Source organism: Phaeobacter sp. A36a-5a, assembly GCF_037911135.1.
Lineage (GTDB): Bacteria > Pseudomonadota > Alphaproteobacteria > Rhodobacterales > Rhodobacteraceae > Phaeobacter > Phaeobacter bryozoorum.
Genome location: NZ_JBBLYU010000001.1, coordinates 1,565,102 through 1,587,501, shown reverse-complemented (window position 1 = coordinate 1,587,501; position 22,400 = coordinate 1,565,102). Strand labels below are relative to the sequence as shown.

The 22,400-nt window shown below is 63.0% G+C and carries 20 protein-coding genes; 4 read left to right on the top strand and 16 right to left on the bottom strand.

Translation table 11 applies throughout. The features are described from left to right. Window positions 1-79: 79 nt before the first annotated feature. The 3 genes from WLQ66_RS07390 to gltX form a co-directional block, all read right to left on the bottom strand. Complete coding sequence (locus tag WLQ66_RS07390; RefSeq protein WP_340545701.1) at window positions 80-967, bottom strand: calcium-binding protein; 888 nt, start codon at window positions 965-967, stop codon at window positions 80-82. Between the two features lie 331 nt (window positions 968-1,298). After that, a complete protein-coding gene (locus WLQ66_RS07385) occupies window positions 1,299-2,594 on the bottom strand; it encodes a citrate synthase (protein WP_340545700.1) in 1,296 nt (431 codons plus the stop codon). Window positions 2,595-2,720: 126 nt separating this feature from the next. Beyond that, window positions 2,721-4,121: a glutamate--tRNA ligase gene (gene gltX, locus WLQ66_RS07380; protein WP_340545699.1), complete on the bottom strand. Its 1,401-nt coding sequence runs from the start codon at window positions 4,119-4,121 to the stop codon at window positions 2,721-2,723. Between the two features lie 79 nt (window positions 4,122-4,200). On the opposite strand from gltX, the gene WLQ66_RS07375 reads away from it, so the two are divergent. Further along, window positions 4,201-6,261: a ComEC/Rec2 family competence protein gene (locus WLQ66_RS07375; protein WP_340545698.1), complete on the top strand. Its 2,061-nt coding sequence runs from the start codon at window positions 4,201-4,203 to the stop codon at window positions 6,259-6,261. Between the two features lie 68 nt (window positions 6,262-6,329). On the opposite strand, the gene lexA is transcribed toward WLQ66_RS07375, so the two are convergent. The 7 genes from lexA to WLQ66_RS07340 all read right to left on the bottom strand — a co-directional run bounded on the left by lexA (window position 6,330) and on the right by WLQ66_RS07340 (window position 11,890). Beyond that, window positions 6,330-7,007, bottom strand: coding sequence for a transcriptional repressor LexA (gene lexA / locus WLQ66_RS07370; RefSeq protein ID WP_340545697.1), 678 nt, complete (start codon window positions 7,005-7,007; stop codon window positions 6,330-6,332). Window positions 7,008-7,160: 153 nt separating this feature from the next. Continuing rightward, on the bottom strand, window positions 7,161-8,333 hold the full coding sequence (locus WLQ66_RS07365; protein WP_340545696.1) for a molybdopterin molybdotransferase MoeA: 1,173 nt from the start codon (window positions 8,331-8,333) through the stop codon (window positions 7,161-7,163). After that, complete coding sequence (gene moaC / locus WLQ66_RS07360) at window positions 8,334-8,804, bottom strand: cyclic pyranopterin monophosphate synthase MoaC (RefSeq protein ID WP_340545695.1); 471 nt, start codon at window positions 8,802-8,804, stop codon at window positions 8,334-8,336. It lies immediately after the preceding gene. Further along, window positions 8,804-9,616, bottom strand: coding sequence for an indole-3-glycerol phosphate synthase TrpC (gene trpC / locus WLQ66_RS07355; RefSeq protein ID WP_340545694.1), 813 nt, complete (start codon window positions 9,614-9,616; stop codon window positions 8,804-8,806). The genes moaC and trpC overlap by 1 nt, the downstream gene beginning before the upstream one ends. A 14-nt stretch (window positions 9,617-9,630) precedes the next feature. After that, window positions 9,631-10,284 (bottom strand): uracil-DNA glycosylase, encoded by a 654-nt coding sequence (locus WLQ66_RS07350; protein WP_340545693.1) that lies wholly within the window; start codon window positions 10,282-10,284, stop codon window positions 9,631-9,633. Next, on the bottom strand, window positions 10,281-11,312 hold the full coding sequence (gene trpD / locus WLQ66_RS07345) for an anthranilate phosphoribosyltransferase (protein WP_340545692.1): 1,032 nt from the start codon (window positions 11,310-11,312) through the stop codon (window positions 10,281-10,283). Before trpD ends, WLQ66_RS07350 begins: the two co-directional genes overlap by 4 nt. Further along, window positions 11,309-11,890, bottom strand: coding sequence for an anthranilate synthase component II (locus WLQ66_RS07340; protein ID WP_340545691.1), 582 nt, complete (start codon window positions 11,888-11,890; stop codon window positions 11,309-11,311). The genes trpD and WLQ66_RS07340 overlap by 4 nt, the downstream gene beginning before the upstream one ends. A gap of 199 nt (window positions 11,891-12,089) precedes the next feature. On the opposite strand from WLQ66_RS07340, the gene WLQ66_RS07335 reads away from it, so the two are divergent. Then, window positions 12,090-13,793, top strand: a complete 1,704-nt coding sequence (locus tag WLQ66_RS07335) for a divergent polysaccharide deacetylase family protein (protein ID WP_340545690.1) — start codon at window positions 12,090-12,092, stop codon at window positions 13,791-13,793. A 165-nt stretch (window positions 13,794-13,958) separates the two neighbouring features. On the opposite strand, the gene trpE is transcribed toward WLQ66_RS07335, so the two are convergent. From trpE to fabI, 6 genes are all read right to left on the bottom strand, one after another. Next, the gene (gene trpE, locus WLQ66_RS07330; protein ID WP_340545689.1) at window positions 13,959-15,470 is read right to left on the bottom strand and encodes an anthranilate synthase component I; all 1,512 of its coding nucleotides are present in this window, start codon (window positions 15,468-15,470) and stop codon (window positions 13,959-13,961) included. Window positions 15,471-15,485: 15 nt separating this feature from the next. Then, entirely contained in the window at window positions 15,486-17,327 is a 1,842-nt protein-coding gene (locus tag WLQ66_RS07325; protein ID WP_340545688.1) for a peptidylprolyl isomerase, read from the bottom strand. Between the two features lie 158 nt (window positions 17,328-17,485). Beyond that, window positions 17,486-18,676 carry an aminotransferase gene (locus tag WLQ66_RS07320; protein WP_340545687.1) on the bottom strand — a complete coding sequence of 397 codons (1,191 nt, stop codon included), beginning with the start codon at window positions 18,674-18,676 and terminating at the stop codon, window positions 17,486-17,488. Between the two features lie 207 nt (window positions 18,677-18,883). Continuing rightward, window positions 18,884-19,387, bottom strand: a complete 504-nt coding sequence (gene gpt / locus WLQ66_RS07315; RefSeq protein ID WP_340545686.1) for a xanthine phosphoribosyltransferase — start codon at window positions 19,385-19,387, stop codon at window positions 18,884-18,886. Between the two features lie 50 nt (window positions 19,388-19,437). Further along, window positions 19,438-20,052, bottom strand: a complete 615-nt coding sequence (locus WLQ66_RS07310) for a LysE family translocator (protein ID WP_340545685.1) — start codon at window positions 20,050-20,052, stop codon at window positions 19,438-19,440. 97 nt (window positions 20,053-20,149) lie between these two features. Further along, window positions 20,150-20,968, bottom strand: coding sequence for an enoyl-ACP reductase FabI (fabI, locus tag WLQ66_RS07305; protein ID WP_340545684.1), 819 nt, complete (start codon window positions 20,966-20,968; stop codon window positions 20,150-20,152). A 169-nt stretch (window positions 20,969-21,137) separates the two neighbouring features. On the opposite strand from fabI, the gene pdxH reads away from it, so the two are divergent. Further along, window positions 21,138-21,743 carry a pyridoxamine 5'-phosphate oxidase gene (gene pdxH, locus WLQ66_RS07300; protein ID WP_340545683.1) on the top strand — a complete coding sequence of 202 codons (606 nt, stop codon included), beginning with the start codon at window positions 21,138-21,140 and terminating at the stop codon, window positions 21,741-21,743. Between the two features lie 118 nt (window positions 21,744-21,861). Further along, window positions 21,862-22,398 (top strand): cold-shock protein, encoded by a 537-nt coding sequence (locus WLQ66_RS07295; protein WP_340545682.1) that lies wholly within the window; start codon window positions 21,862-21,864, stop codon window positions 22,396-22,398. The last annotated feature ends 2 nt before the right edge of the window (window positions 22,399-22,400 follow it).

The window sequence follows — 22,400 nt, the reverse complement described above, 5'->3', positions numbered from 1 at the left end:
CGGGGGCGGGTTTCTTTTTGCGCCAAGGGTCCTGCCGGACCGGGCCGGATCAATTGACCCGGCCCGGCAGATCACCTGGTCAGCTGCTGCGGGCCACCAGGGCGACATGTTCGGCCAGGTTGAAGCTGGCACCGGCATTGATCAGGCGCACGACCTCCTCGCCGTCTGCAACGAGATAGGCATCGGTGCCGCCGTCCTCATTTGCGCGGGTGATCACCTCCAGCTCCGGCTCGTCTTCGGTTTCGTCGTAGTAATAGACCACCCGGTCATCATCCGCCGTGAAATCGGTAATGGTCGCCTGTTCATCCTCGGTCAGCCAGGCTCCGGTTTCGAAGCTGTCGTTGCCGCTGCCACCGGTCACCGTATCGTTGAGACCAAAGAGCACGGAGTCGTCACCGGCACCGGCATTGATGGTATCGCCAGCAGCGTCCTGATCGGCCGTGTAGTCAAAGTTCAGCAGGGCGTTGACCTCGGCTGCGGAGGTCGGCGTCTCGCGGCCCTGAACGATGTCTTCATAGGCGCCTTCGTCCAGAATGCCTGCGGCGATGATCAGGTCATTGCCCTGACCGCCGACCAGATGATCCGCGCCGCGGGTATCAATCAGCGTGTCGTCACCGGCATTGCCGCGCATGAAATCATCGCCATTGCCACCGATGAGAGTGTCATCACCATCGCCACCAAAGACGTTGTCATTTGCCGAGCCACCGTCCAGCCGGTCGTCGCCTGCGCCGCCTTCGATCGTATCGGGACCGCCGCGTGCGTCGATATTGTCGTCACCCTCACCGCCAAGCAGGTTTTCGCTGCCGGTGATGCCGAACAGCAGGTCGGCACCTTCGCTGCCCTCGATCACGGTCGCGTTTTCCTCGTTACCGCTTTCATCTGCGTTGGAGTCATTGCTGTCTGAATCGTCGGAATCGTTGATGATCACACCCGCCAGCAGGCCGACCCCCAACATTGTCATAAGCATTAGCACGGTGCGTCTCCCGTTAAGGTTTAATTAGCAATTGCGATTATGCCTATTGCCGAGGTCAAAATTGGTCAATCGAAACCCTTCGTAGTTGAGTAAAATGCGATGAAAAGGGTTAACCAGGTTTCTGCATTGGAAACATCCCGGGCCTAACCTTTTGATTGTTGACCTATCCGAAAGGCGCGGACCTGCAATCAAAAGATGTGTCGCGCTGCGGTGCGGGCGCGCGCCTTGGGGGTTGCAAGGTCGGGGCCATGAAAAAGCCCTGCCTCCTGGGAGGCAGGGCTCATATCTGTGATGGTCAGCGAGGTCTGGGCAGACCGGCTGCCGGTCAGCGCTTTTCGATGTCGACGTAATCGCGGGCGGTTTCGCCGAGGTAGAGCTGGCGCGGGCGACCGATCTTGTTCTGCGGATCCGCGATCATTTCTTTCCACTGCGAAATCCAGCCGACGGTGCGCGACAGCGCAAAGATCGGGGTGAACATCGAGGTCGGGAAGCCCATCGCCTCAAGGATGATGCCGGAGTAGAAATCGACGTTCGGGAACAGTTTCTTCTCGATGAAATACTCATCGTTGAGCGCAGTGCGCTCCAGTTCCTTGGCGACCTGCAGCAGCGGGTTGTTTTCAACGCCCAGCAGCTCCAGAACCTCATCAGCGGACTGTTTCAGCACCTTGGCGCGCGGATCGGTGTTCTTGTAGACCCGATGGCCAAAGCCCATCAGACGGAACGGATCGTTCTTGTCCTTGGCGCGTTCGATGAATTCGGGGATCCGGTCAACGGAGCCGATTTCCTTCAGCATTTCCAGGCAGGCCTGGTTGGCGCCGCCGTGGGCCGGACCCCAGAGGCAGGCGATGCCCGCAGCGATACAGGCAAAGGGGTTCGCGCCGGACGAGGATGCCAGACGCACGGTCGAGGTCGACGCGTTCTGCTCGTGATCGGCGTGCAGAATGAAGATCCGGTCCATCGCGCGGGCGAGGATCGGGTCGACGTGATATTCTTCTGCCGGAACCGAGAAACACATATGCAGGAAGTTGGCCGCGTAATCCAGATCGTTGCGCGGATACACAAACGGCTGGCCGATGGAATATTTATAGGCCATCGCAGCAATGGTGGGCAGTTTGGCGATCAGGCGGATCGCGGCCACTTCACGCTGCCAGGGGTCATTGATGTCGGTGGAGTCGTGATAGAAAGCCGACATTGCACCCACAACACCCACCAGGGTTGCCATCGGATGCGCGTCGCGGCGGAAACCGCGGAAGAAGTTGTGCATCTGTTCATGCACCATGGTGTGACGGGTCACGCGGGTCTCGAAATCTTCCAGCTGGGCTGCGGTCGGCAGTTCACCATAAAGCAGCAGGTAGCAGACTTCGAGGTGGTGCGACTTGGATGCCAGCTGGTCAATCGGATAGCCGCGGTGCAGCAGCTCACCCTTGCCGCCGTCGATATAGGTGATCGTGCTGTCGCAGCTTGCGGTCGAGGTGAAACCGGGATCATAGGTGAACACACCGGCCTGGCTGTAGAGCTTGCGGATATCAAGAACATCGGGCCCGGTCGTCGGCGAAAAAATGGGAAGCTCGTAAGTTTCGCCATTCAGGCTGAGCTGGGCGGTTTTCTTTGTATCGGTCATAGATGTCCCTTCCTGATACAGGCGCGAAAGCGGGGGAGGCCCCCGCCTTGTGCAGGCAGCACCTGCACGGCAACCGCGCAGGTGAGGTCATAGCGGTACCGGCTTACCCAGCGGTTAACGATGGGGTCAGTCGGCAACGTCGGCGAGTCGGGCCAGTGTTTCGTCCCGGCCCAGAATCAGCATCATATCGAAAACTGAAGGTGTTACCGCACGGCCTGCCAGCGCTGCCCGCAACGGGCCTGCCAGTTTGCCGAACTTGGTATCCCGTGCTTCTGCAAATGTATTCAGAAGCGCCTCCAGATCGTCTCGGGACCAGCTAGCATTTTGCAGCTGCGGCGTCAATTGACTCAGTATACCGTCGGATACAGATGCCAGGGCCTTTGCCGCCTTCTCGTCGAGATCGAGCGGGCGTGAAGCCAGAATAAAATGAGCCTTTTCAAGCAGCTCCGGAAAAGTCTTGGCTCGGTCCTTGAGGCAATACATCGCACGTTCAAGATCGTTTGACTGAACGTCATTTAACTGTGGCTTGCCAGCAGCGGCAAGATAGGCCTGCAGCTCATTCCGCAGCGCAGCATCATCGCTGATCGCAATGTGCTGACCACAGAGGTTTTCGAGCTTCTTGGTGTCAAATCGTGCCGGGCTTTTGCCGATACCGTCAAGGTCGAACCAGTCACGGGCCTGCTCATCCGTAAAAAATTCGTCATCGCCATGGCTCCAGCCGAGACGCGCCAGATAGTTGCGCATGCCCGCAGCCGGATAGCCCATCGCCTGGTATTCCTGCGCGCCGAGGGCGCCGTGGCGTTTGGACAGTTTCTTGCCATCAGGGCCATGGATCAGCGGGATATGGGCCCAGACCGGAACATCCCAGCCCATGGCTTCGTAGATCATCATCTGGCGCGCGGCATTGTTGAGGTGGTCATCGCCCCGGATGACATGGGTGACGCCCATATCGTGATCATCCACCACCACGGCCAGCATGTAGACGGGCGTCCCATCCGAGCGCAGCAGGATCATATCGTCAAGCTGCTCGTTCTTGATGGTGACATCGCCCTGAACCTCGTCTCGGATGACGGTGCTGCCCTGCTGCGGCGCCTTGATGCGGATCACATAGGGCGCATCGGGATGGCTGCTGGCATCGGCGTCTCGCCAGGGCGAGCGATAGAGCGTCGATTTGCCCTCGGCCTTGGCCTGGTCGCGGAAGGCGGCAATTTCGTCCTGCGTTGCAAAGCACTTATAGGCCTTGCCCGCCTCAAGCAGTTCACGCGCGACGGCGGCATGACGTTCGGCGCCTTCGAACTGGCTGACCACCTCGCCATCGTGATCCAGACCCAGCCAGGCCATGCCCTGCAGAATGGCGGCGGTCGCCTCGGGGTTGGAGCGCTCGCGGTCGGTGTCCTCGATACGCAGCAGGAATTTGCCGCCGCGCCCACGGGCATAAAGCCAGTTGAACAGCGCGGTGCGCGCACCACCGATATGCAGATAGCCGGTGGGAGAGGGGGCGAAACGGGTGACGACCGGTTTGGACATGGGGGTGATTTACCTTTTGGAAACCATGGAAAGGGTAGTTTTGTCGCCTGTCTACCGAGCCAGAAGGCAAGGAGCAAGCATGCGCGCCCTGGGCATTCTTGACAGTCTGCTGCAATCCCAGCGCGGGGAGCTGTTTCCCTGGGTGCCGGTCCTGTTCGGCACCGGGATCGGTTTTTTCTTTTCTCTGCGGTTTGAACCTGTGGCAGTTCACTATTTCGGCCTGGGCGGCGTTGCGCTGGGTGGGGCGCTGCTGTTGCGGCGTGGTGACCGGCAGGACGGGCTGGTGTTTCTAGGCTGGGCGATTGTGACGATCGCGCTCGGCTTTGCGGCCGCCGGGATGCGCGCCCATTCGGTTGCTGCCCCGGTGCTGAGCTTTCGCTATTACGGCCCGGTCGAAGGGCGGGTAATCGCGATAGATCGCTCCGCCCGGGACCGGCTGCGCATCACCCTCGATCAGCCTGTGCTGGACCGTCTGGCGGCTGGGGCCACTCCGGCACGGGTGCGGCTGTCACTGCCGGTCGGGGCCGCGCTGCCGGGTATCGGCGACCGGGTCATGACCACCGCACATCTGATGCCGCCGCAGGGACCGGTGGAGCCCCATGGCTTTGATTTTCGCAGGCACGCCTGGTTTCAGCGCCTGGGGGCTGTTGGCTATACTCGGGTCCCGGTTCTGCGCGTTCAGCCGAGCCGGTCTGATCTGCCCGTACAGCAGCTGAGACAGCGGATTTCCGACCGTATCCGTGACCAGATGCCGAAAGCCACAGGTGGCTTTGCCGCGGCCATCACCACCGGGGATCGCTCTGCCATCCCGCAGGTGGAACTGGAGGCGCTTAGAGCCAGCAACCTTGCACATTTGCTGGCAATTTCAGGGCTGCACATGGGGCTTCTGGCGGGCGTCGTCTTTGGCGGCCTGCGGCTGCTGATGGCGCTGGTTCCGGCCTATGCGCAGCGGGTAAACGCCAAGAAATTGGCCGCGGTTGGTGCGCTCCTTGCGGCGAGCGCCTACCTGCTGCTGTCAGGCATGCAGGTCGCCAGTACCCGTGCCTATGTCATGGTTGCGATGATGCTGGGCGCGGTGCTGCTGGATCGGCGCGCCCTGTCGCTGCGGGCGGTGGCGCTTGCGGCACTGGTGATCCTGGCGATCCGCCCGGAAAGCCTGCTTGGCCCCGGATTTCAGATGAGTTTTGCGGCGACAACGGCGCTGGTGGTCGTCTTCGGCGCGCTGCGGGATCACGTTGCGCCGGGTTGCGCGCGCTGGCTGCGGATGGTGGGTGGGGTGGTGCTGTCGTCCCTGGTTGCGGGCGTTGCCACGGCCCCCTTTGGGGCGGCGCATTTCAATATGCTGTCTCACTACGGGTTGCTGGCCAATGTTCTGGCGGTGCCGGTTATGGGGCTGTTGGTGGTTCCTGCGGCGGTGCTGGCGCTCTGCCTCGCACCGGTCGGGGCATCCGGTGTCGGGTTGGCGCTGATGGACCTCGGCATCCGCTGGATCCTGTCGGTTGCCAATTGGGTGGCCGGACTGGAGGGCGCGCAGGGGGCGGTCCAGATGCCGCCCGCCGTGGTGTTGCCGCTGGTTGCCCTCGGCGCGCTGCTGCTTGCCCTCTGGCGAGGGCGGCTGCGCTGGGTTGGTCTGCCGGTTCTGCTGACGGCAGCGGGGCTCTGGTACGGACATCCCCGACCCGTGGTCCTGATCGCGCCGAATGGTGGGCTGGTTGGCGTGATGACAGCGCAGGGCCGCGCCTTGTCCCGCGCAAAAGGGCATGGCTATGCGGCCGAGCGATGGGCCGAGAACGACGGCAGCCTGCTAACCCAGGCCGAGCGTGCGCAGCTGTGGCAGCGGATCGCGGTGGCGGCGCCCAGCGTTGCGGGCAAATCGGTGTCGGCGTATCTCGCGCTCTCTGATCAGCCGCTGATCCATGTGATTGGCAAGGCGGCCGCAGAAGCGCTGAGCGATTGTTCGGCGGACGCGGTGCTGGTCAGCGCGATCCCACTGTCACCGGTGGGGGGCTGCAGGGTGTTTGATGCTGATAGCCTGCGCACCCTTGGCAGTGTGCAACTGCAACCGGACGGGCGCTGGATCTCGGCGAGCGACGTGGTTGGTGACCGACTGTGGAGGCACACTCCGCAGCGCGACAGGTGATAATCCTCGACAGCCTCTTTCAAAGGCGTGTTTCTTGGGGCGGGTAACCTTCGGGGGCGACCCTCTGGTCAATAGGTGCGGATAAGTCCGACAAGGCGGCCCTGCACCTTTACCTGATCCTGCGGATACTGGCGGGTCTCATAGGCCGGGTTTGCCGCCTCCAGGGCAATGGTGCTGCCTTTGCGGTAGATGCGTTTCAGCGTCGCTTCCTGTCCATCGACCAGCGCAACCACCACATCGCCATTGTCAGCCACGGAGGTTTCGCGGATGACAACGATATCGCCATCATTGATGCCGGCTTCGATCATTGAATCACCACGGACCTCCAGCGCGAAATGCTGCCCCTGGGCTGACAGCATGGAGGCCGGGACCGCGACCTGATGGGAGACCTGGTTAATCGCCTCAATCGGGACACCGGCGGCGATGCGACCCATCACGGGCAGCTCCATCGCGGCGATCATTGCCGGGGCGGAGACCTGATTGGCCGGTTCGGATGGCGCTGCCTCTGTCATCTGCTGGGCGCTGCCGAGGCTGTCCGGCAGGCGGATGATCTCGATCGCGCGGGCACGATGTGCGAGGCGGCGGATAAATCCGCGTTCTTCCAAAGCGGTGATCAGCCGGTGGATGCCCGATTTCGAGCGCAGGTCAAGCGCCACCTTCATCTCGTCAAAACTTGGGGGGACGCCATCCTTTTGCAGACGTGTGTTGATGAAATCCAGCAAGTCCAGTTGCTTCTTCGTCAGCATGACATCCCTCTCAGCCGCTCGATGTTTCGCTTTGTTCTACGCATGTTCCCGTTTTGTGTCAACGGCATGTCGCATGAAACCTGTCAAACGCAGCCGAATTGATGCTGAATTGTTGGCAAAGTGAAATCCGCCGACGTGCATCGCCGTATCCGATCAGATCGGAAGGTAGGCAAGCATCGTGCCCTTGGCGCGGGGCGGATCATTGGCGGGACGGATGGCAAGCGCGTTGGCCTCGGCAAGCAATGTCAGCCGGGCGCTGTCCTGATCGTCAAACACATGCAGCTCGGCCGCGCTGAGCTGCGCCCGCATGTAGTGGGTACGCGGGCCGTTGGCCGGCAGGTCCTGCGCTAGGGGGGCCTCGGCCGGTTGCGGACCATGGGGCGGGAGCCCCTGCATGGCGCGCAGCATCGGTAACAGGAAGACATGGCCGCAAACCATTGCAGATACGGGATTTCCCGGCAGGCCGACCATGGCGGACCGGCCCAGTTTCCCGGCCATCAGCGGCTTTCCCGGGCGCATCGCAACCTTGTAGAAGGCGCGCGCCATACCCAGGCTTTCGGTCACCCCGGCAACCAGATCATGATCGCCCACCGAGGCCCCGCCAATGGTCACGATCAGATCCGCCTCGTGGGCCAGATCCAGGGCCATGCGCAGGCTGCCTTCGGTATCGCGGGCGATTGGCAGAATGCGGACGCGGGCGCCAGCCGCCGTGAGCAGCGCATCGAGGCCAAAGGTGTTGGACGCGATGATCTGGTCGGGGCCGGGCGTATCGCCGGGGAGCACCAGTTCATCGCCGGTCGAGATCAGGGCAACGGTCGGACGTACATGCACCGGCACCTCGGCGATGTTCATCGCGGCCAGCAGCGCGATATCGGCAGACGACAGCAGACGCGGCGCCGCGATCGTGCTGCCGAGCTGAAAATCGCCACCCTTGGGACGGATATTGTTGCCGGGCCCCGGATGATCCGAGATCGTGATCAGGGATCCGGTGCGGCTTGTATCCTCTTGGATAACCACAAAATCAGCGCCTTCGGGCACTGGCGCTCCGGTAAAGATACGGACCGCCTGACCGGGGCCGACGCGGCCCTTGAAGCCATGACCGGCGGCGCTTTCTCCGATCACCTTGAACATGGCGTCACGCTCAACCTCGGCGGCCTTTACCGCGTAGCCGTCCATCGCGGAGGCAGCGAAGGGTGGCTGGTCGCGATTGGCCGAGACCGGCGCCGCAAGAACGCGACCGGCTGCGGCGCGCAGCGGCACCGTTTCGACCCGCATCGGGGACACCAGTTTCAGAACTGTGTCGAGGGCCTCGGATACTGAGATCATCTACGCCTCGTAACGGCCTGATTTTCCGCCGTCTTTCAATGTTACGCGAATGCCGCCGATCTGCATCGCCTTATCCACCGCCTTGGCCATGTCATAGACGGTGAGCGCGGCGGTGGAGACAGCCGTAAGCGCCTCCATCTCGACGCCGGTCTGGCCCGTGGTTTTTACGGTGGCTTCCACGCGCACCCCCGGCAGGTCCGGATCGAGCGACAGTTCGACGGCAACTTTGGTCACCGGAAGCGGGTGGCAGAGCGGGATCAGATCTGGCGTTTTCTTGGCGCCCATGATGCCTGCCAGCCGGGCAACACTCAGAACGTCGCCTTTCTTTGCCCGACCTTCCGAAATGATATCAAAGGTTTCACGCGCCATGCTTATGTGGCCTTCGGCGGTGGCGATCCGCGCCGTCACCGCCTTGTCGGAGACGTCGACCATATGGGCATCGCCCTTGCCGTCGAAATGTGTGAGCGCCATCACATGGCCCCCGGCATCAGCGGGTTTGCGAGGATATCACGGGTTGCGGCGGTCACATCCGCCTGGCGCATCAGGCTTTCGCCAATCAGGAAACTGCGGGCGCCGTACCGCGCCATGTCGGAGAGATCCTGGGGCGTCGCAAGACCGCTTTCACAGACGATGGTGCGATCCGCAGGCACCAGCCGCGACAGGGTGCGCGTGGTGTCGAGCGTGGTGTCGAAGGTCTTGAGATTCCGGTTGTTGATGCCGAGGAGGGGCGATTTCAGTTTGCAGGCGCGGTCCAGCTCTTCCTCGTCATGAACCTCAAGCAGCACATCCATATCCCATTCAAAGGCAGCGGCCTCCAGTTCGGCGGCCTGCATGTCGGAAACGGAGGCGAGGATGATCAGGATGCAATCGGCGCCAAGGGCACGGGCCTCGGCCACCTGATAGGTATCATACATGAAGTCCTTGCGCAGCACCGGCAGGGCGCAGGCATTGCGGGCCGCTGGCAAAAACGGCTTTGCCCCCTGAAAACTGGGTGTGTCAGTCAGCACGGACAGGCAAGTTGCGCCGCCGTCCTCATAGGCTTTGGCGAGGGTTGCTGGATCGAAGTCCTCGCGGATCAAGCCTTTGGAGGGGCTGGCTTTTTTGATCTCGGCGATCAGCCCGTAACCCTGACGGCCGGCCGCCATCAACGCCTTGGCAAAGCCGCGCACCGGATCGGCTTCACGGGCCTCGGCCTCGACCGTCTCAAGCGGTTTGGCGGCCTTGTCGGCGGCGACCTCTTCCAGCTTGTAGGCCTTGATCTTTTCCAGCACAGTTTCAGTCATCTTGACGCCTCCGGTCACGCGTTCCAATCAATCTGCGGCTGCCCGCGTTGGGCCAGCCAGCTGTTCACCGCCGAAAACGGGCGCGATCCGAAAAAGCCGCGGCGCGCCGAGAGGGGTGAAGGATGGGCCGTCCTCAGAATAAGGTGATCGCCCGGTTGAATATGTTTTTCAAGCCCTTGGGCCTGTTTACCCCATAATATGTAGGCCGTCGGGCGCTGACTGCTCCGGGCCAGCACCTGATCGGCCAGCGCCTGCCAGCCCAGATGCTTGTGGCCGTTGGCCTCACCTGCGGGCACGCTGAGCACGGTATTGAGCAGCAAGACACCCTGACGGGCCCATCCGCGCAGGTTGCCATTGGGTTTCTCGACACCAAGGTCAGCACTTAACTCCTTGAAAATATTGTTCAAGGAGCGCGGTAAGGGGCGGACATCCGGTTCCACCGAGAAGGCCAGACCATGAGCATGACCCGGCGTCGGATAGGGATCCTGACCGAGGATGACAACGCGGGTGCGGTCGGGCGGTGTCAGTTCCAGCGCCGCCAGCCGCTGCGCCACGGGCGGCAGGATCTGACGTGGATCATCCGCCACCGCCTTGGCGATGCTTGCATAATCATTGGCAAAAAACGGCAGGTCACCCCAGCCACCCGGAACGGGGAGGTCTGGGGTCATTTGCTGTCAGCAGCTGCTGTGGTGATCCGCGCGACGGCTTCAATCTTGCCCCGTGCGGCGCCGCTGTCGATGCTGCTGCGCGCCATCTCGACGCCGGTTCTGAGATCATCCGCGGCGCCTGCCACCAGCAGGGCGGCGGCAGAGTTCAACAACACCGCGTCCCGGTAGGCGGATGCTTCGCCTGACAACAGCGCCTCAAACGCCTTTGCGTTGTCTTCGGGTGTGCCGCCGACGATTGCCTCAAACGGATGAACCGGCAGGCCTGCGTCCTCGGGGTGGATCTCCATTTCGGTGACATTGCCACCTGGGTTCAGTGCCGCAACCCAGCTGACGCCGGTGATGGTCAGCTCATCGGTGCCGTCGGAGCCGTGCACCAGCCAGGCCTGTTCGGATCCCAGCTGCCCGAGGGTTTCGGCCATCGGGCGGATCAGATCGCGGCTGAAGGCGCCGGTGAGCTGACGTTTGACACCGGCCGGGTTGGTAAGCGGGCCGAGAATGTTGAAGATCGTGCGCGTGCCCAGCTCCTGCCGGGTGGGCATGACATGGGCGATGGCCGGATGATGCATCGGCGCCATCATGAAGCAGATGCCTGCTTCGCGCAGCGCCTGTTCGGCCACTTTCGGGCCGACCATGACATTGATGCCCATCTGGCCAAGCGCATCCGCAGCGCCGGATTTTGACGACAGGTTGCGGTTGCCATGTTTCGCGACAACGGTTCCGGCACCGGCCACGACAAAGGCGGTAGCGGTGGAGATATTGAGCGTTCCCTTGCCGTCACCGCCGGTGCCGACAATGTCCATCGCGCCCGCAGGTGCCACCACGGGATTGCATTTGGCGCGCATGACGGCGGCGGCGGCGGCATATTCATCGACCGTCTCGCCACGGGTGCGCAAGGCCATCAGCAGGCCGCCCATCTGGCTGGGCGTGGCATTGCCTTCGAACAGATGGGTAAAGGCGGCCTCTGCTTCGGCCCGGCTGAGAGGGCGATCCGCAGCGGCGTCGATCAGCGGCTTCATCTGATTGCTCATGCGGGCACCTTCATCACGTCGAGGAAATTCTTGAGCAGCGCATGGCCGTGTTCGGAGGCGATGGATTCCGGGTGGAACTGGACGCCGTGGATCGGCAGAGTCTTGTGCTGTAGCCCCATGATGGTGCCATCTTCCAGCTCTGCGGTGATCTCCAGACTGTCCGGCAGGCTGTCGCGCTCCACCACCAGAGAATGATAGCGTGTCGCCTCAAAGGGGGAGGGCAGACCGGCAAATAGTCCGGTGTTGTTGTGGTGCATGGTGCCCATCTTGCCGTGAACGATGTCCTGGCAGCGCACGACCTTGCCGCCAAAGGCCTGACCGATGGTTTGGTGGCCAAGGCAGACGCCCATCAGCGGGGTCCGGGTCTCGGCGGCGGCTTCGGTCAGGGCCAGGCAAATACCGGCCTGATCGGGGTCGCAGGGTCCCGGCGACAACAGGATGCCGGCGGGGTTCATCGCCATCGCATCCTGTACGTTCAGCGCATCATTGCGATGGACCTGCACATCAGCGCCCAATTCGCCCAGATAATGCACGAGGTTGTAGGTAAAGGAGTCGTAGTTGTCGATCAGCAGCAGCATAGTCGCGGGGCTCGTTTAAGGGCTGGCGGGCCGGGGCCGCGCCGCAGTATAGTGGTCGCGACATACATGTTCAGGGTTGCGCGGCAGCGTCAAGTGCACATCACCAGCAGCGGCCAGGCCAATCGGGCCACGGGGTGTTGGGGCGGCTTGACCGACAGAATGCGACCGGTTCCAGAAGGCAACGAGAGGCAGGACAGAGATGCGAGGGTTTCTTGGAGGCGTGAGTTTCGGGGCCTTGGTGGCCGCAGGCGGCGCCGTGGTGTGGTCGCTGTCGGTGCCGTTGCCCAAATCGGTCGAGGTCAGCGTGGCTGAACCGGCGCGCAGCGTCGTGCAGGCTCCGGCGGCGGAAACGCCGGTTGACGGTGGCGGCACCGATCCAGATCTGGTGGAGGCACCGCCCGCCGCATTGGATCCGCAGGTCGTGGGCGATGATCTGGCGGCGCTGGCCGATGCCGATACGGGTCCGGCGGAACGTCCTGAGGTCGGCACCGAACTGGGGAGCGGCACCCGTGCTGCTCCGGGCGGTGTCGGCGCGCCTGCCATTGATGTCGGGCGCGATGCGCCTGTTACCCCAGTTGAGGCCCTACCGGCCCCCAATGCGCCCATTCAGGAGCAGAGGCTTGTCGTGGTGTCGGATCCGGCGCAGCCGCCGGTGCCTGCGGCAGCAAGCGAAGCCCCAGCCCGGCTGGCCTCCACCCCGGATCAGGGCACTGAGGCCAATCCGGGTGGCGACAGCCGCACCGCGGCAACAGCTGCACCCAGCGACGAGGAGCCAAGCGGCAGCGCAGCCGCCAGCCGTCTGCCGGTGCCGAATATTACAACCGGTGATCCGGTGCTGAGCAGCCCAGCCACGGGCGGAGCGTCAGGTCCGGCGCTTGGGGCAGCCCCCGGGCCCACACCGACACCTGTGCTGCCAGCGCCCGGCCGCGCCGGACCAGCGCAGGTGGGCACGCAGCCAGCGGCCAGTGATGCCCAGGCCAAGCCTTCGCAGCCAGAAAGCGTCGGCCCGCCAGAAAGTGCCGGAACCGGGTCGGCAGCATCGACGGCGCCAGCGACGCGGCGGATTGCGGATCTGCCGACCACCAATTCCGCGCCGGAACCATCCGCTTCAGCCTCTGAGAGTGCTGGCCGTCCGCAGATCGGCACGCCGGTGCGCCCGCTGACCGAACGCGATGACGCCAAGGCCCCTGCCGCTGGCAGCCAGATTGCGACGCCATCCGCCGGGGTGCCGTTTGAGCAGAATGCCCAGCCCTTTACCCCGGAGGACGGGCGCGCGCTGATGTCGATTGTCCTGATTGACGATGCGGAGGCCATTGGCGCCGAAGCCTTGCAGGATTTCCCCTATCCGCTGACCTTTGCGCTGGATCCCGAAGATCCCGAGGCCGCAGCCAAGATGGCCCGCCATCGCGCGGCTGGTTTCGAGGTCATGGTGGTGGCGGATCTGCCGCGCGATGCGGGGCCACAGGATGCCGAAACAGCCTTGCAGGTCTGGTTGGAGACCCTGCCGGAGGCTGTCGCCGTGCTGGAAGGGGTCGAGACCGGGTTTCAGGGCAACCGCCCGCTGGCCGATCAGATGGCCACGGCGCTTGGCGCGATGGGCTACGGGATGGTGACGCAGGATGCCGGTCTGAATACCGTGCAGAAACTGGCGCTGCGTGAGGGGGTGCCGGCCGGTGTGGTCTTCCGTGATTTCGATGGCGCCGGACAGGATCCCCGGGCCATTCGCCGGTTCCTGGATCAGGCTGCCTTCCGCGCCGGGCAGGAAGGTGCGGTGATCATGCTGGGTCGGGTACAGCCGGATACGATTTCGGCGCTGTTGATCTGGGGGCTTCAGGATCGTGCCAACCGGGTGGCGCTGGCGCCGGTGTCGGCCTCTCTGCGGGCGCAGGTGCAGGCCGAGTGATCGGCGCGCCGGGCTGAGCCCGCGTAAAAAAGGCGCCCCTCTGAACGAGGGACGCCTTTTTTGCCTTCGGCGAGAGTATTTTGGGAAAGATGACAGGCGGTCGAGATGCTGCGCGCATGAGATGCCGGGCGCGCAGACACTCGGGGGCTGCGGTTCTGTCCGGGGCTAGCCGTTGCCGTTGCCTGTAAAGCGGGCCGCATCTGCGGCGGCACGGCGGATCGCGTTGGATTTATGGACGGTCTCCATATATTCCGCCTCCGGGTCGCTGTCATAGACAACGCCGCCGCCGGCCTGGATGTAAAGGGTCTGATCCTTGACGATGGCGGTGCGCAGCGCGATGCACATGTCCATGTCGCCGCCTGCCGAGAAATAGCCGACCCCGCCGCCGTAGATGCCGCGCTTTTCCGGCTCCAGCTCGTCGATGATTTCCATCGCGCGCACCTTGGGCGCGCCGGAGACGGTGCCTGCGGGCATCCCGGCAAAGAAGGCGTCCAGCGCGTCCTTGTCCTCTGCCAGCTCGCCCACGACGTTGGAGACGATGTGCATCACGTGGCTGTAGCGTTCGATGATGAATTTTTCGGTGGGGCGTACAGTGCCGATCTTCGCCACCCGGCCGGTGTCGTTGCGGCCCAGATCCAAAAGCATCAGGTGTTCGGCCAGCTCTTTCTTGTCGGCCAGCAGATCCAGTTCCAGCGCCTTGTCTTCCTCGGGCGTGGCGCCGCGCGGGCGGGTGCCTGCGATCGGCCGGATGGTGACCTCCTGCCCGAAGACGCGGACCAGGATTTCGGGGCTGGCACCGACCACCTGGAAACCGCCGAAGTTGAAGTAGAACATGAAGGGCGAGGGGTTGGTGCGGCGCAGGGAGCGGTAAAGCGCGAAGGGGGGCTGGCGGAATTCCTGAGTCCAGCGCTGTGCCGGCACCACCTGAAAGATGTCACCGGCGCGGATGTAGTCCTTGGCCTTTTCCACCGCGGCCATATAGCCTTCTTTGGTGAAATTGCTCACCGGGGGCGCAACCTCGTCGGCGTCGCCAAGGTCGCGGCTTTCGGCGGGCATGGCACGTTCCAGATCGCGCACCGCGTCCATCACCCGCTCGGCAGCCTGGGCATAGGCGGCCTTGGCCGACTGGCCTTCGCTGGCCCATGCGGGAGAGACCACTGTGACCTCGCCCTTGACCCCGTCGAGCACCGCGATGACCGAGGGGCGCAGCATCAGCGCATCGGGGAGGCCAAGCGGATCAGGGTTCACGTTCGGCAGATGTTCGACCAGCCGGATCATGTCATAGCCGAGATAGCCAAAAAGACCGGCCGCCGCCTGCGGCAGGTCATCGGGCAGCTCGACCCTGCTTTCGGCGATCAGCGCCCGCAGATTGTCCATCGGGTTGCCGTCCTGAGCAGTGAAATCATCTGCATCAAACCGCGCCGAGCGGTTCAGGGCCGAGCGCTCCCCGTGGCAACGCCAGACCAGATCCGGTTTCATGCCGATGATCGAATAGCGCCCGCGTACCTCACCGCCGGTGACGGACTCCAGCATGAAGGCGTCTTTCTGGGCGCCTGTCAGCTTCAGCATCAGCGACACCGGCGTGTCGAGGTCGGCGGCAAGCCGGGTGTAGACAACCTGGTTTTCACCGGCCTCATAGGCTTTGGCAAAGGTCTCGAAATCGGGGGTCAGGGCCATCTGGATCTGCCTTGATTACTGGAAGTTGGCCTGCACGGCATTGAGCGCCTGCGGGTCGATGCGCGGCGCGGCGCGGGTCTGGGCGTCCTGCACGAAGGCTTCGAACAGGGCCTGAGCTAGCGCCTGATCCAGCTGGGTGCCCATCGCCTCGGCCAGCGCTGTCATCTCCGGCGTGTCGGCCACCGGCAGGGTTTCGGTGAGGCGCACAACAACAGTGGCGCTTTCGTCGCTGACCACGGCGACCTCGCCTTCGGCCAGATCAAAGACTCGGGCCATCAGCGACTGCGGGGCTGCGTCGATATAGGCGGCGCGGGTGAGGCCGGTTTCGGATGTAAGCTCAACGCCCTCGGGCAGCGCATCGCCGCTCTTCAGCAGGTCTGCCAGACGCTCGGCTTCGGCGACGGTGGCATCCTGAAGGCGCTGCTCCTGCCACGCGGCGCGCAGTTTGTCCTGAGCTTCTGCAAAGGGTTCGGGGCGTGGCTCAAGCTGTTCATCCAGGCGGATGGCAAAGAGGCTGCCATCTTCGAGGAAGTCGACCTCGGGGAAATCTTCGGTGCTGACAGCGGCAGCGGCGGTGCGGAACCCGTCATAGGCGGCGATGCCATCGGTGCTGCCGTTGTGCCAGTCGATCTTGCCCAGCTCCATGCCGGGTTCGTTGACCAGCTCTTCCAGCGTGGCACCACCGGCGAGCATGTCGTTGATGTCCTCGGCGCGGGTTTCGATCACTCGGCGGGCGCGGTCGGTTGCAAGCTCGGCGCGCAGCTCGTCCTTGACATCATCAAGGCTGGTCACGCGTGCCTCAAGACGGCCATTGACGCGGAACAGGGCCGGGCCGAGATCGCTGTCGAGCGGGCCAACCACATCGCCGACCTGCGCGGCAAAGACGTCCTGTCCGGCGCCGCCGAGGTCGCCCATGGTCACATCGCCCAGATCCACGTCCTGCAGGCTGAGACCGCGATCGGCGACCAGTGCTTCAAACGTGCTGCCATTGATGTCGAGCTGCGCCTTGGCGCTGGCGGCCGCTTCGGTGTTGGCAAAGACCAGACGTTCCACCAGACGGCGCTCGGGCACCTGATATTCATCGCTGCGCTCGTTGAACAGCTGTTCCAGCGCGGCGGTGTCGATCTCGATTTCGTCAACCAGCGCATCGGGGCGCAGGGCGGCGTAGGTGATGACCTTGGTGCGGGGCAGGGTGAAGCGGTCGATATGCGCCTCATAGAAGCTGCGCAGCTCTTCTTCGCTGGGGTCGACGGCCGGCAGGGCGAGGCTGTCGGGGCTGACCGGCAGCCAGTCAAAGCTGCGACGGGCACCGACATAGCTGGTGAGCGTGTCGCGCAGCGTGTCGGGCATTTCGGTGCCTGCCATGATCGCACCCTGCACCAGGGTGCGGGCGGATTCGCGACGCAGGTCGGCCTCAAAGGCGGCTTCGCTCAGGCCGATATTGTCCAGCGCATATTGATAGGTGTCGCGATTGAAGGCGCCGCTGCCGTCCTGAAACGCCGGGATCCGGCTGATTTCGTCGAACAGGTTCTGATCGCCGATGGACAGGCCCAGATTGCTGCTTTCCTGATCGAGTGCGGCGATGGCGATCAACCGTCCCAGTACCACGCGATCAAGACCAAGCGCTGTCATCTGCGCGAACAGCGCGCGCTGGCCGGTCTGGGCCTCCAGCGCGCGCTGTTCGCGCTGCAATTCGCGGGCGTAGTCATCGACCGAGACCTCCTGATCTCCGACCACCGCAACCGAGTTCACCGATCCGGTGAAATTGACCGCACCAAAGCCGGCGAGGCCGATGATCAGCATCCCCATCAGGATCCAGACAAATGTATTTGATAGTTTTTTCATGCCTGCAGCCATGATGTCCTCGTATTGCCGGTCGCCGGACTGCACGGGGCAGCCGGGAATGCTGAAATGTCGAGGCTCTGAATACGCTGCCACCTTGAAAGGGGCAAGGGACGACTGATCTGTGCCTGCGTTCAGAGCGGGTGAGAGGGTGAGATTGCGGAGGCCTCAGCTCACGGGGCCCAGTTTGCCAGCCGGTCGAACAGGGTCCGGATGCCGGATGTGTCGACATTGGCAAAGGCGATGCGGAATTGCTGCGCGCCCGATGGATCACCCTTGGGCGTGAACATGCTGCCGGGTAGCATCAGGATACCTGCCTCTTTTACCAGACGCCGGGCCAGCGGGTCGCTGTGCTGGTCAAACGGGTGGGCCACATAGGCGAAATAGGCGCCACAACCGAGCAGCTGCCAGCCACGCGCCGCCAGCGGCGCAAACCCGGACTCGATGGCAGCGCGGCGGCGCAGCAGTTCCTGACGCTCTGCGGCGAGCCAGTCGTCGAGGTTTTCCAGCCCCCAGAGCGCGCCGACCTGACCAAGTTGCGCCGGGCATATGGTGACGGTGTCGAGGAACTTCTCCATCTCCTGCAGGTGATCGCGATGCGCGGCCACGGCACCCAGCCGGTGCCCGGTGAGCCGATAGGCCTTGGAGAAAGAATAGAGGTGGATCAGCGTGTCGGACCAGCCGGGATCCTGAAACAGCCCATGGGGTGGGCCATCCCGGCTGTCAAAGTCGCGGTAGGTCTCATCCACGATCAGGGCAAGACCGTGGGCACGGGCAAGATCATAGAACCGCTGTACCAGACCGCCGGGATATTCGACCCCGCAGGGATTGTTCGGTGTGACCAGAACGATGGCGCGGGTCCGGTCGGTGATCAGCTTTGCAGCGGCATCCGGGCAGGGCAGCATGGCTGCGCCGACCGGCAGCGGGCAGGTTTCGACCCCCTGCATGTCGAGCCACATTCTGTGATTGAAATACCAGGGGGTCGGAAGAATGACCTGATCACCCTCACCACAAAGCGCCGCGATGGTCGCGGCAAAGGCCTGATTGCAGCCGGAGGTGATGGCGACATCACCCGCCTTGAGGTCGGCCGCATAGTGGCGGCCCATTTTTGCGGCGAGCGCGGCGCGCAGGCTGTCCCGGCCCAGTACCGCCCCGTAAAGGTGGCTGCTGTCGTCGCCAAGGGCGGCCTCGGCGATGGCGCGGCGCAGCCCCTCGGGCGGCGGGTCCGCAGGCGCCGCCTGACTGAGATTGAGGAGCGGCATGTCAGCAGGCAGGTTCAGCCCCTCCAACCAGCGCCGGGAATCGACAATGGGCGAGACAAAGGTATCTTTGGTGCGGGCGTGGGGAAATCGGGCCTGTGGCATCGGGTGTCCTGTCTTGCGTCGGCGCGTCACCGGCCAGAGCCATGGCGCGCTTTGGCCACTCCGCCGCAACTGCGCCGGTTTTGCAAGGGGGTTTGACCTGCGCCGGAAAAATCCCAGCAGATCCCCGGCGCGGAAACGAAAAAAGACGCCCCCGAAGGTGCGTCTTTCCATGCGTCGTGTGACGGTTGGTGATCCGTCGGTCGATGATCAGTCGGTCCCGCGATAGGGTTCGACATATTGCAGCGCCATATCCCAGGGGAAGAAGATCCAGGTGTCCTGGCTCACCTCGGTGATGAAGGTATCGACCATCGGCCGACCTTTGGGTTTGGCATAGACGGTGGCAAAATGCGCCTTGGGATACATCTGGCGCACCAGTTCCAGAGTTTTGCCGCTGTCGACCAGATCGTCGATGATCAGCACGCCTTCACCGTTGCCCATCAGTTCGGCGTCGGGGGCTTTCAGCACCTCGGCCTGTCCCTGATCCTGATGATGATAGGATTTCACCCCGATCGTGTCGACGATGCGGATATCCAGTTCGCGGCTGACGATCATGGCCGGAGCCATGCCGCCACGGGTGATGGCGACAACGGCACGCCAGGCGCCTTCGTCGGGGCCTTGCCCGTCCAGACGCCACGCCAGTGCGCGGCTGTCGCGGTGCAGCTGGTCCCAGGAAATATGAAAGCCTTTTTCATGAGGCAGACGATCGGTCATGTTTTTGATGCTCCTGTTAGGGTCTGGCGTCCGGGATCGTGCATCTGCCCTCAGAGGGCGGCGATCTTGACGCCGAGGGCGGCCAGCAGACCACCAAAGACCCGGTCGATCACATGTTTCAGATTGATATACCCGCGGCGCGTTTTCTCAAAGGAGAAGATACGGGCCACGAGGGTGTTCCAAGTGACTTCACCCAGAAAGATGCAGGTGAGCAGCGCGGCAAGGGCCAGGCTGCTGCTGCCTTCGGGTACGGTACCGACAAAAACGGCGCCGAAAAAGGCGGCCGGCTTGGGGTTGGCCAGCTGGGTGAAGATCCCAAGACGGAAGGCCGCAAAAGCAGTCTGCGGCAATTGTGCGTCACTGTCCTGCGACATCGGTTCGCTGGCATGGCGCCACATGTTCCAGGCCATGTAGATCAGGAACATGGCGCCGCCGATTTTCAGCAGGGTCAGCAGGAAGGGGGCATAGTCAAACAGCAGGTTCAGCCCGAAGAGCGCGGCGGAGGCCCAGAACACCGCACCCGCACCGATGCCAATCGCCAGCGCCAGACCACTGCGCCAGCCATGGGCCAGGCCGACGCGCGCAGCCATCAGAACGGCGGGGCCGGGGCTGATGGCGGCCATCAGGCACAGGAGGACGGAAGCGGTAAAAGCGGCGAGTGTCATGGTGGGTCCCTGTCATTGGAAGAGGCGCGCGTGGGCCGCGCGCCTGCTGTGTCATTCTCTGTGGTGCAGATGCGCGCAGCATCTGCTGGACCCGTGTTTATTTGCGCCCGGTTGCCGCATCGATGTCAGGGGCGTCAACCGCCTTCATCCCGACGACGTGATAGCCGGCATCCACGTGCAGATTCTCGCCGGTCACGCCGGAGGACAGATCCGACAGCAGATAAAGCGCGGATTTGCCCACGTCATCAATGGTCACGTTGCGGCGCAGTGGCGAATTATATTCGTTCCATTTCATGATGTAGCGGAAATCACCAATGCCCGAGGCGGCCAGCGTCTTGATCGGTCCGGCAGAGATCGCATTGACGCGGATGCCGTCCTTGCCCAGATCTTCGGCAAGGTATTTGACCGATGCTTCGAGCGCGGCCTTGGCGACACCCATGACATTATAATGTGGCATCACCTGTTCGGCGCCGTAATAGGTCAGTGTGACCGCGCTGCCGCCCTCGGACATCATCTTCTCGGCGCGCTGCATCACCGATGTGAAGGAGTAGACCGAGATATCCATGGTCATCTGAAAGTTGCCACGGGTGGTGTCGACATAGCGACCGCGCAGCTCGTTCTTGTCGGAAAAGCCGATGGCGTGCACCAGAAAGTCCAGTTTGCCCCATTTTTCTTCCAGCGCTGCAAACAGAGCATCAACGGAGCCCTCATCGGCCACATCGCAGGGCAGGACGATATCGCTGCCAAGCTGCGCCGCCAGCGGGTCGACGCGTTTCTTCAGGGCATCGCCCTGGTAGGAAAACGCAAGCTCGGCGCCGGCGTCGGCGCAGGCTTTGGCAATGCCCCACGCGATGGATTTATCATTGGCAAGGCCCATGATGAGGCCACGTTTGCCGGCCATCAGTTGACTAGACATGCAGGTTCTCCGCCTGTGATATTCGAATTAGACGACGTTTAGTCTGTCAGGCGAGGCGCTTCAAGAGCGCTGTCTCTTGTCGTTTGCCCTGTCTCGGCCTAGGTTGCTGTCAGCCATGCGCATTATCGCGCCAGCCAGACCCATATAAAAGCAGTCCAAGAGGTGCGCCATGTCCGATCGCAGCGGTATCTTTGCGGGGGAGGATCCCTTTGCCATCGCGCGTAGCTGGCTGAGCGAGGCGGAAGAGAGCGAGATCAACGATCCCAATGCGATTGCATTGTCGACGGTGGATGCCGATGGGTTGCCCAATTGCCGGATGGTCCTGCTGAAAGAGATCGAGGACGCGGCCTTTGTCTTTTATACCAATTACGAAAGCGCCAAGGCGCAGGAGCTGGATGGCGCTGGCAAGGCGGCGTTTGTCATGCATTGGAAATCGCTGCGACGCCAAGTGCGCGCGCGCGGGATCATCAGTCGCGAGAACGGCCCGCAGGCCGATGCCTATTACAAATCCCGGTCCCTCAAGAGCCGGCTGGGGGCCTGGGCCTCGGCGCAGTCGCGCCCCTTGTCGAGCCGGGGTGCTCTGATGGCGGAGGTGGCCAAGGTCACAGCCACCAAAGGGTCAAATCCCGAGCGCCCGCCGTTCTGGGGCGGTTACCGCCTGACGCCGCTTGAGATCGAGTTCTGGGCCGATGGCGCGTTTCGTCTGCATGATCGCTTTGTCTGGCGGCGCGAAACCCCCGAAGCGCTTTGGAGCGTGGAGCGGTTGTGCCCTTAGGTCACTATCGGAAAATAGCAGAATTGTGATATTGGTGTCCGTTTTTGGCTTGAACTCAGAACCGAGAATAGAGCATCACCTACTGGTTAAAAACTGAAGAATACGGTGGACTACAGCAGTGGCAGAAGACTTGAGCAGTTTGCAGCAGATACGCGGGCTGGTGAAATGGTTCGATCCGACCAAAGGGTTCGGATTTGTCGTCTCTGATGAGGGCGGACCAGATATCCTGCTGCATGTGAACGTGCTGCGTAACTTCGGCCAGAGTTCCATCGCGGACGGGGCCGAGGTTGAACTGGTGACGCATCGCACCGAGCGTGGTGTTCAGGCGGTGGAAGTCCTGTCGATCACGCCGCCGGTTCGCGACGACAGCCCGGTTCTGAGCGATTTCGCGGAGATTGATGCCGAGACGCTGAGCGCCGAGCCACTGGTACCTGCGCGGGTGAAATGGTTCGACAAAGGCAAGGGCTTTGGTTTTGCCAATGTGTTTGGCCGCGACGAAGACGTGTTTCTTCATGTCGAGGTTCTGCGCCAGTCGGGTCTGTCGGAACTGCAACCGGGCGAGGCGCTTGGGATGCGGGTGATCGACGGCAAACGCGGCCGCATGGCGGTCGAGGTGCTGGCCTGGGAAGCGGCGCTTCTGGAAAAGCAGGACTAAGG

What these genes read in the sequence shown, in the direction of transcription:
- WLQ66_RS07310 (WP_340545685.1), bottom strand. Translation starts at nt 20,052, where the DNA reads ATGACACTCGCCGCTTTTACCGCTTCCGTCCTCCTGTGCCTGATGGCC.
- lexA (WP_340545697.1), bottom strand. Translation starts at nt 7,007, where the DNA reads ATGCTGACGAAGAAGCAACTGGACTTGCTGGATTTCATCAACACACGT.
- moaC (WP_340545695.1), bottom strand. Translation starts at nt 8,804, where the DNA reads ATGGCGCTCACACATTTCGACGGCAAGGGCGATGCCCATATGGTCGAC.
- WLQ66_RS07365 (WP_340545696.1), bottom strand. Translation starts at nt 8,333, where the DNA reads ATGATCTCAGTATCCGAGGCCCTCGACACAGTTCTGAAACTGGTGTCC.
- WLQ66_RS07375 (WP_340545698.1), top strand. Translation starts at nt 4,201, where the DNA reads ATGCGCGCCCTGGGCATTCTTGACAGTCTGCTGCAATCCCAGCGCGGG.
- trpE (WP_340545689.1), bottom strand. Translation starts at nt 15,470, where the DNA reads ATGGCCCTGACCCCCGATTTCGAGACCTTTGCCAAAGCCTATGAGGCC.
- trpC (WP_340545694.1), bottom strand. Translation starts at nt 9,616, where the DNA reads ATGACTGAAACTGTGCTGGAAAAGATCAAGGCCTACAAGCTGGAAGAG.
- pdxH (WP_340545683.1), top strand. Translation starts at nt 21,138, where the DNA reads ATGTCCGATCGCAGCGGTATCTTTGCGGGGGAGGATCCCTTTGCCATC.
- gltX (WP_340545699.1), bottom strand. Translation starts at nt 4,121, where the DNA reads ATGTCCAAACCGGTCGTCACCCGTTTCGCCCCCTCTCCCACCGGCTAT.
- WLQ66_RS07385 (WP_340545700.1), bottom strand. Translation starts at nt 2,594, where the DNA reads ATGACCGATACAAAGAAAACCGCCCAGCTCAGCCTGAATGGCGAAACT.
- WLQ66_RS07320 (WP_340545687.1), bottom strand. Translation starts at nt 18,676, where the DNA reads ATGCCACAGGCCCGATTTCCCCACGCCCGCACCAAAGATACCTTTGTC.
- fabI (WP_340545684.1), bottom strand. Translation starts at nt 20,968, where the DNA reads ATGTCTAGTCAACTGATGGCCGGCAAACGTGGCCTCATCATGGGCCTT.
- WLQ66_RS07335 (WP_340545690.1), top strand. Translation starts at nt 12,090, where the DNA reads ATGCGAGGGTTTCTTGGAGGCGTGAGTTTCGGGGCCTTGGTGGCCGCA.
- WLQ66_RS07325 (WP_340545688.1), bottom strand. Translation starts at nt 17,327, where the DNA reads ATGGCTGCAGGCATGAAAAAACTATCAAATACATTTGTCTGGATCCTG.
- WLQ66_RS07340 (WP_340545691.1), bottom strand. Translation starts at nt 11,890, where the DNA reads ATGCTGCTGCTGATCGACAACTACGACTCCTTTACCTACAACCTCGTG.
- WLQ66_RS07350 (WP_340545693.1), bottom strand. Translation starts at nt 10,284, where the DNA reads ATGACCCCAGACCTCCCCGTTCCGGGTGGCTGGGGTGACCTGCCGTTT.
- WLQ66_RS07390 (WP_340545701.1), bottom strand. Translation starts at nt 967, where the DNA reads ATGCTTATGACAATGTTGGGGGTCGGCCTGCTGGCGGGTGTGATCATC.
- gpt (WP_340545686.1), bottom strand. Translation starts at nt 19,387, where the DNA reads ATGACCGATCGTCTGCCTCATGAAAAAGGCTTTCATATTTCCTGGGAC.
- trpD (WP_340545692.1), bottom strand. Translation starts at nt 11,312, where the DNA reads ATGAGCAATCAGATGAAGCCGCTGATCGACGCCGCTGCGGATCGCCCT.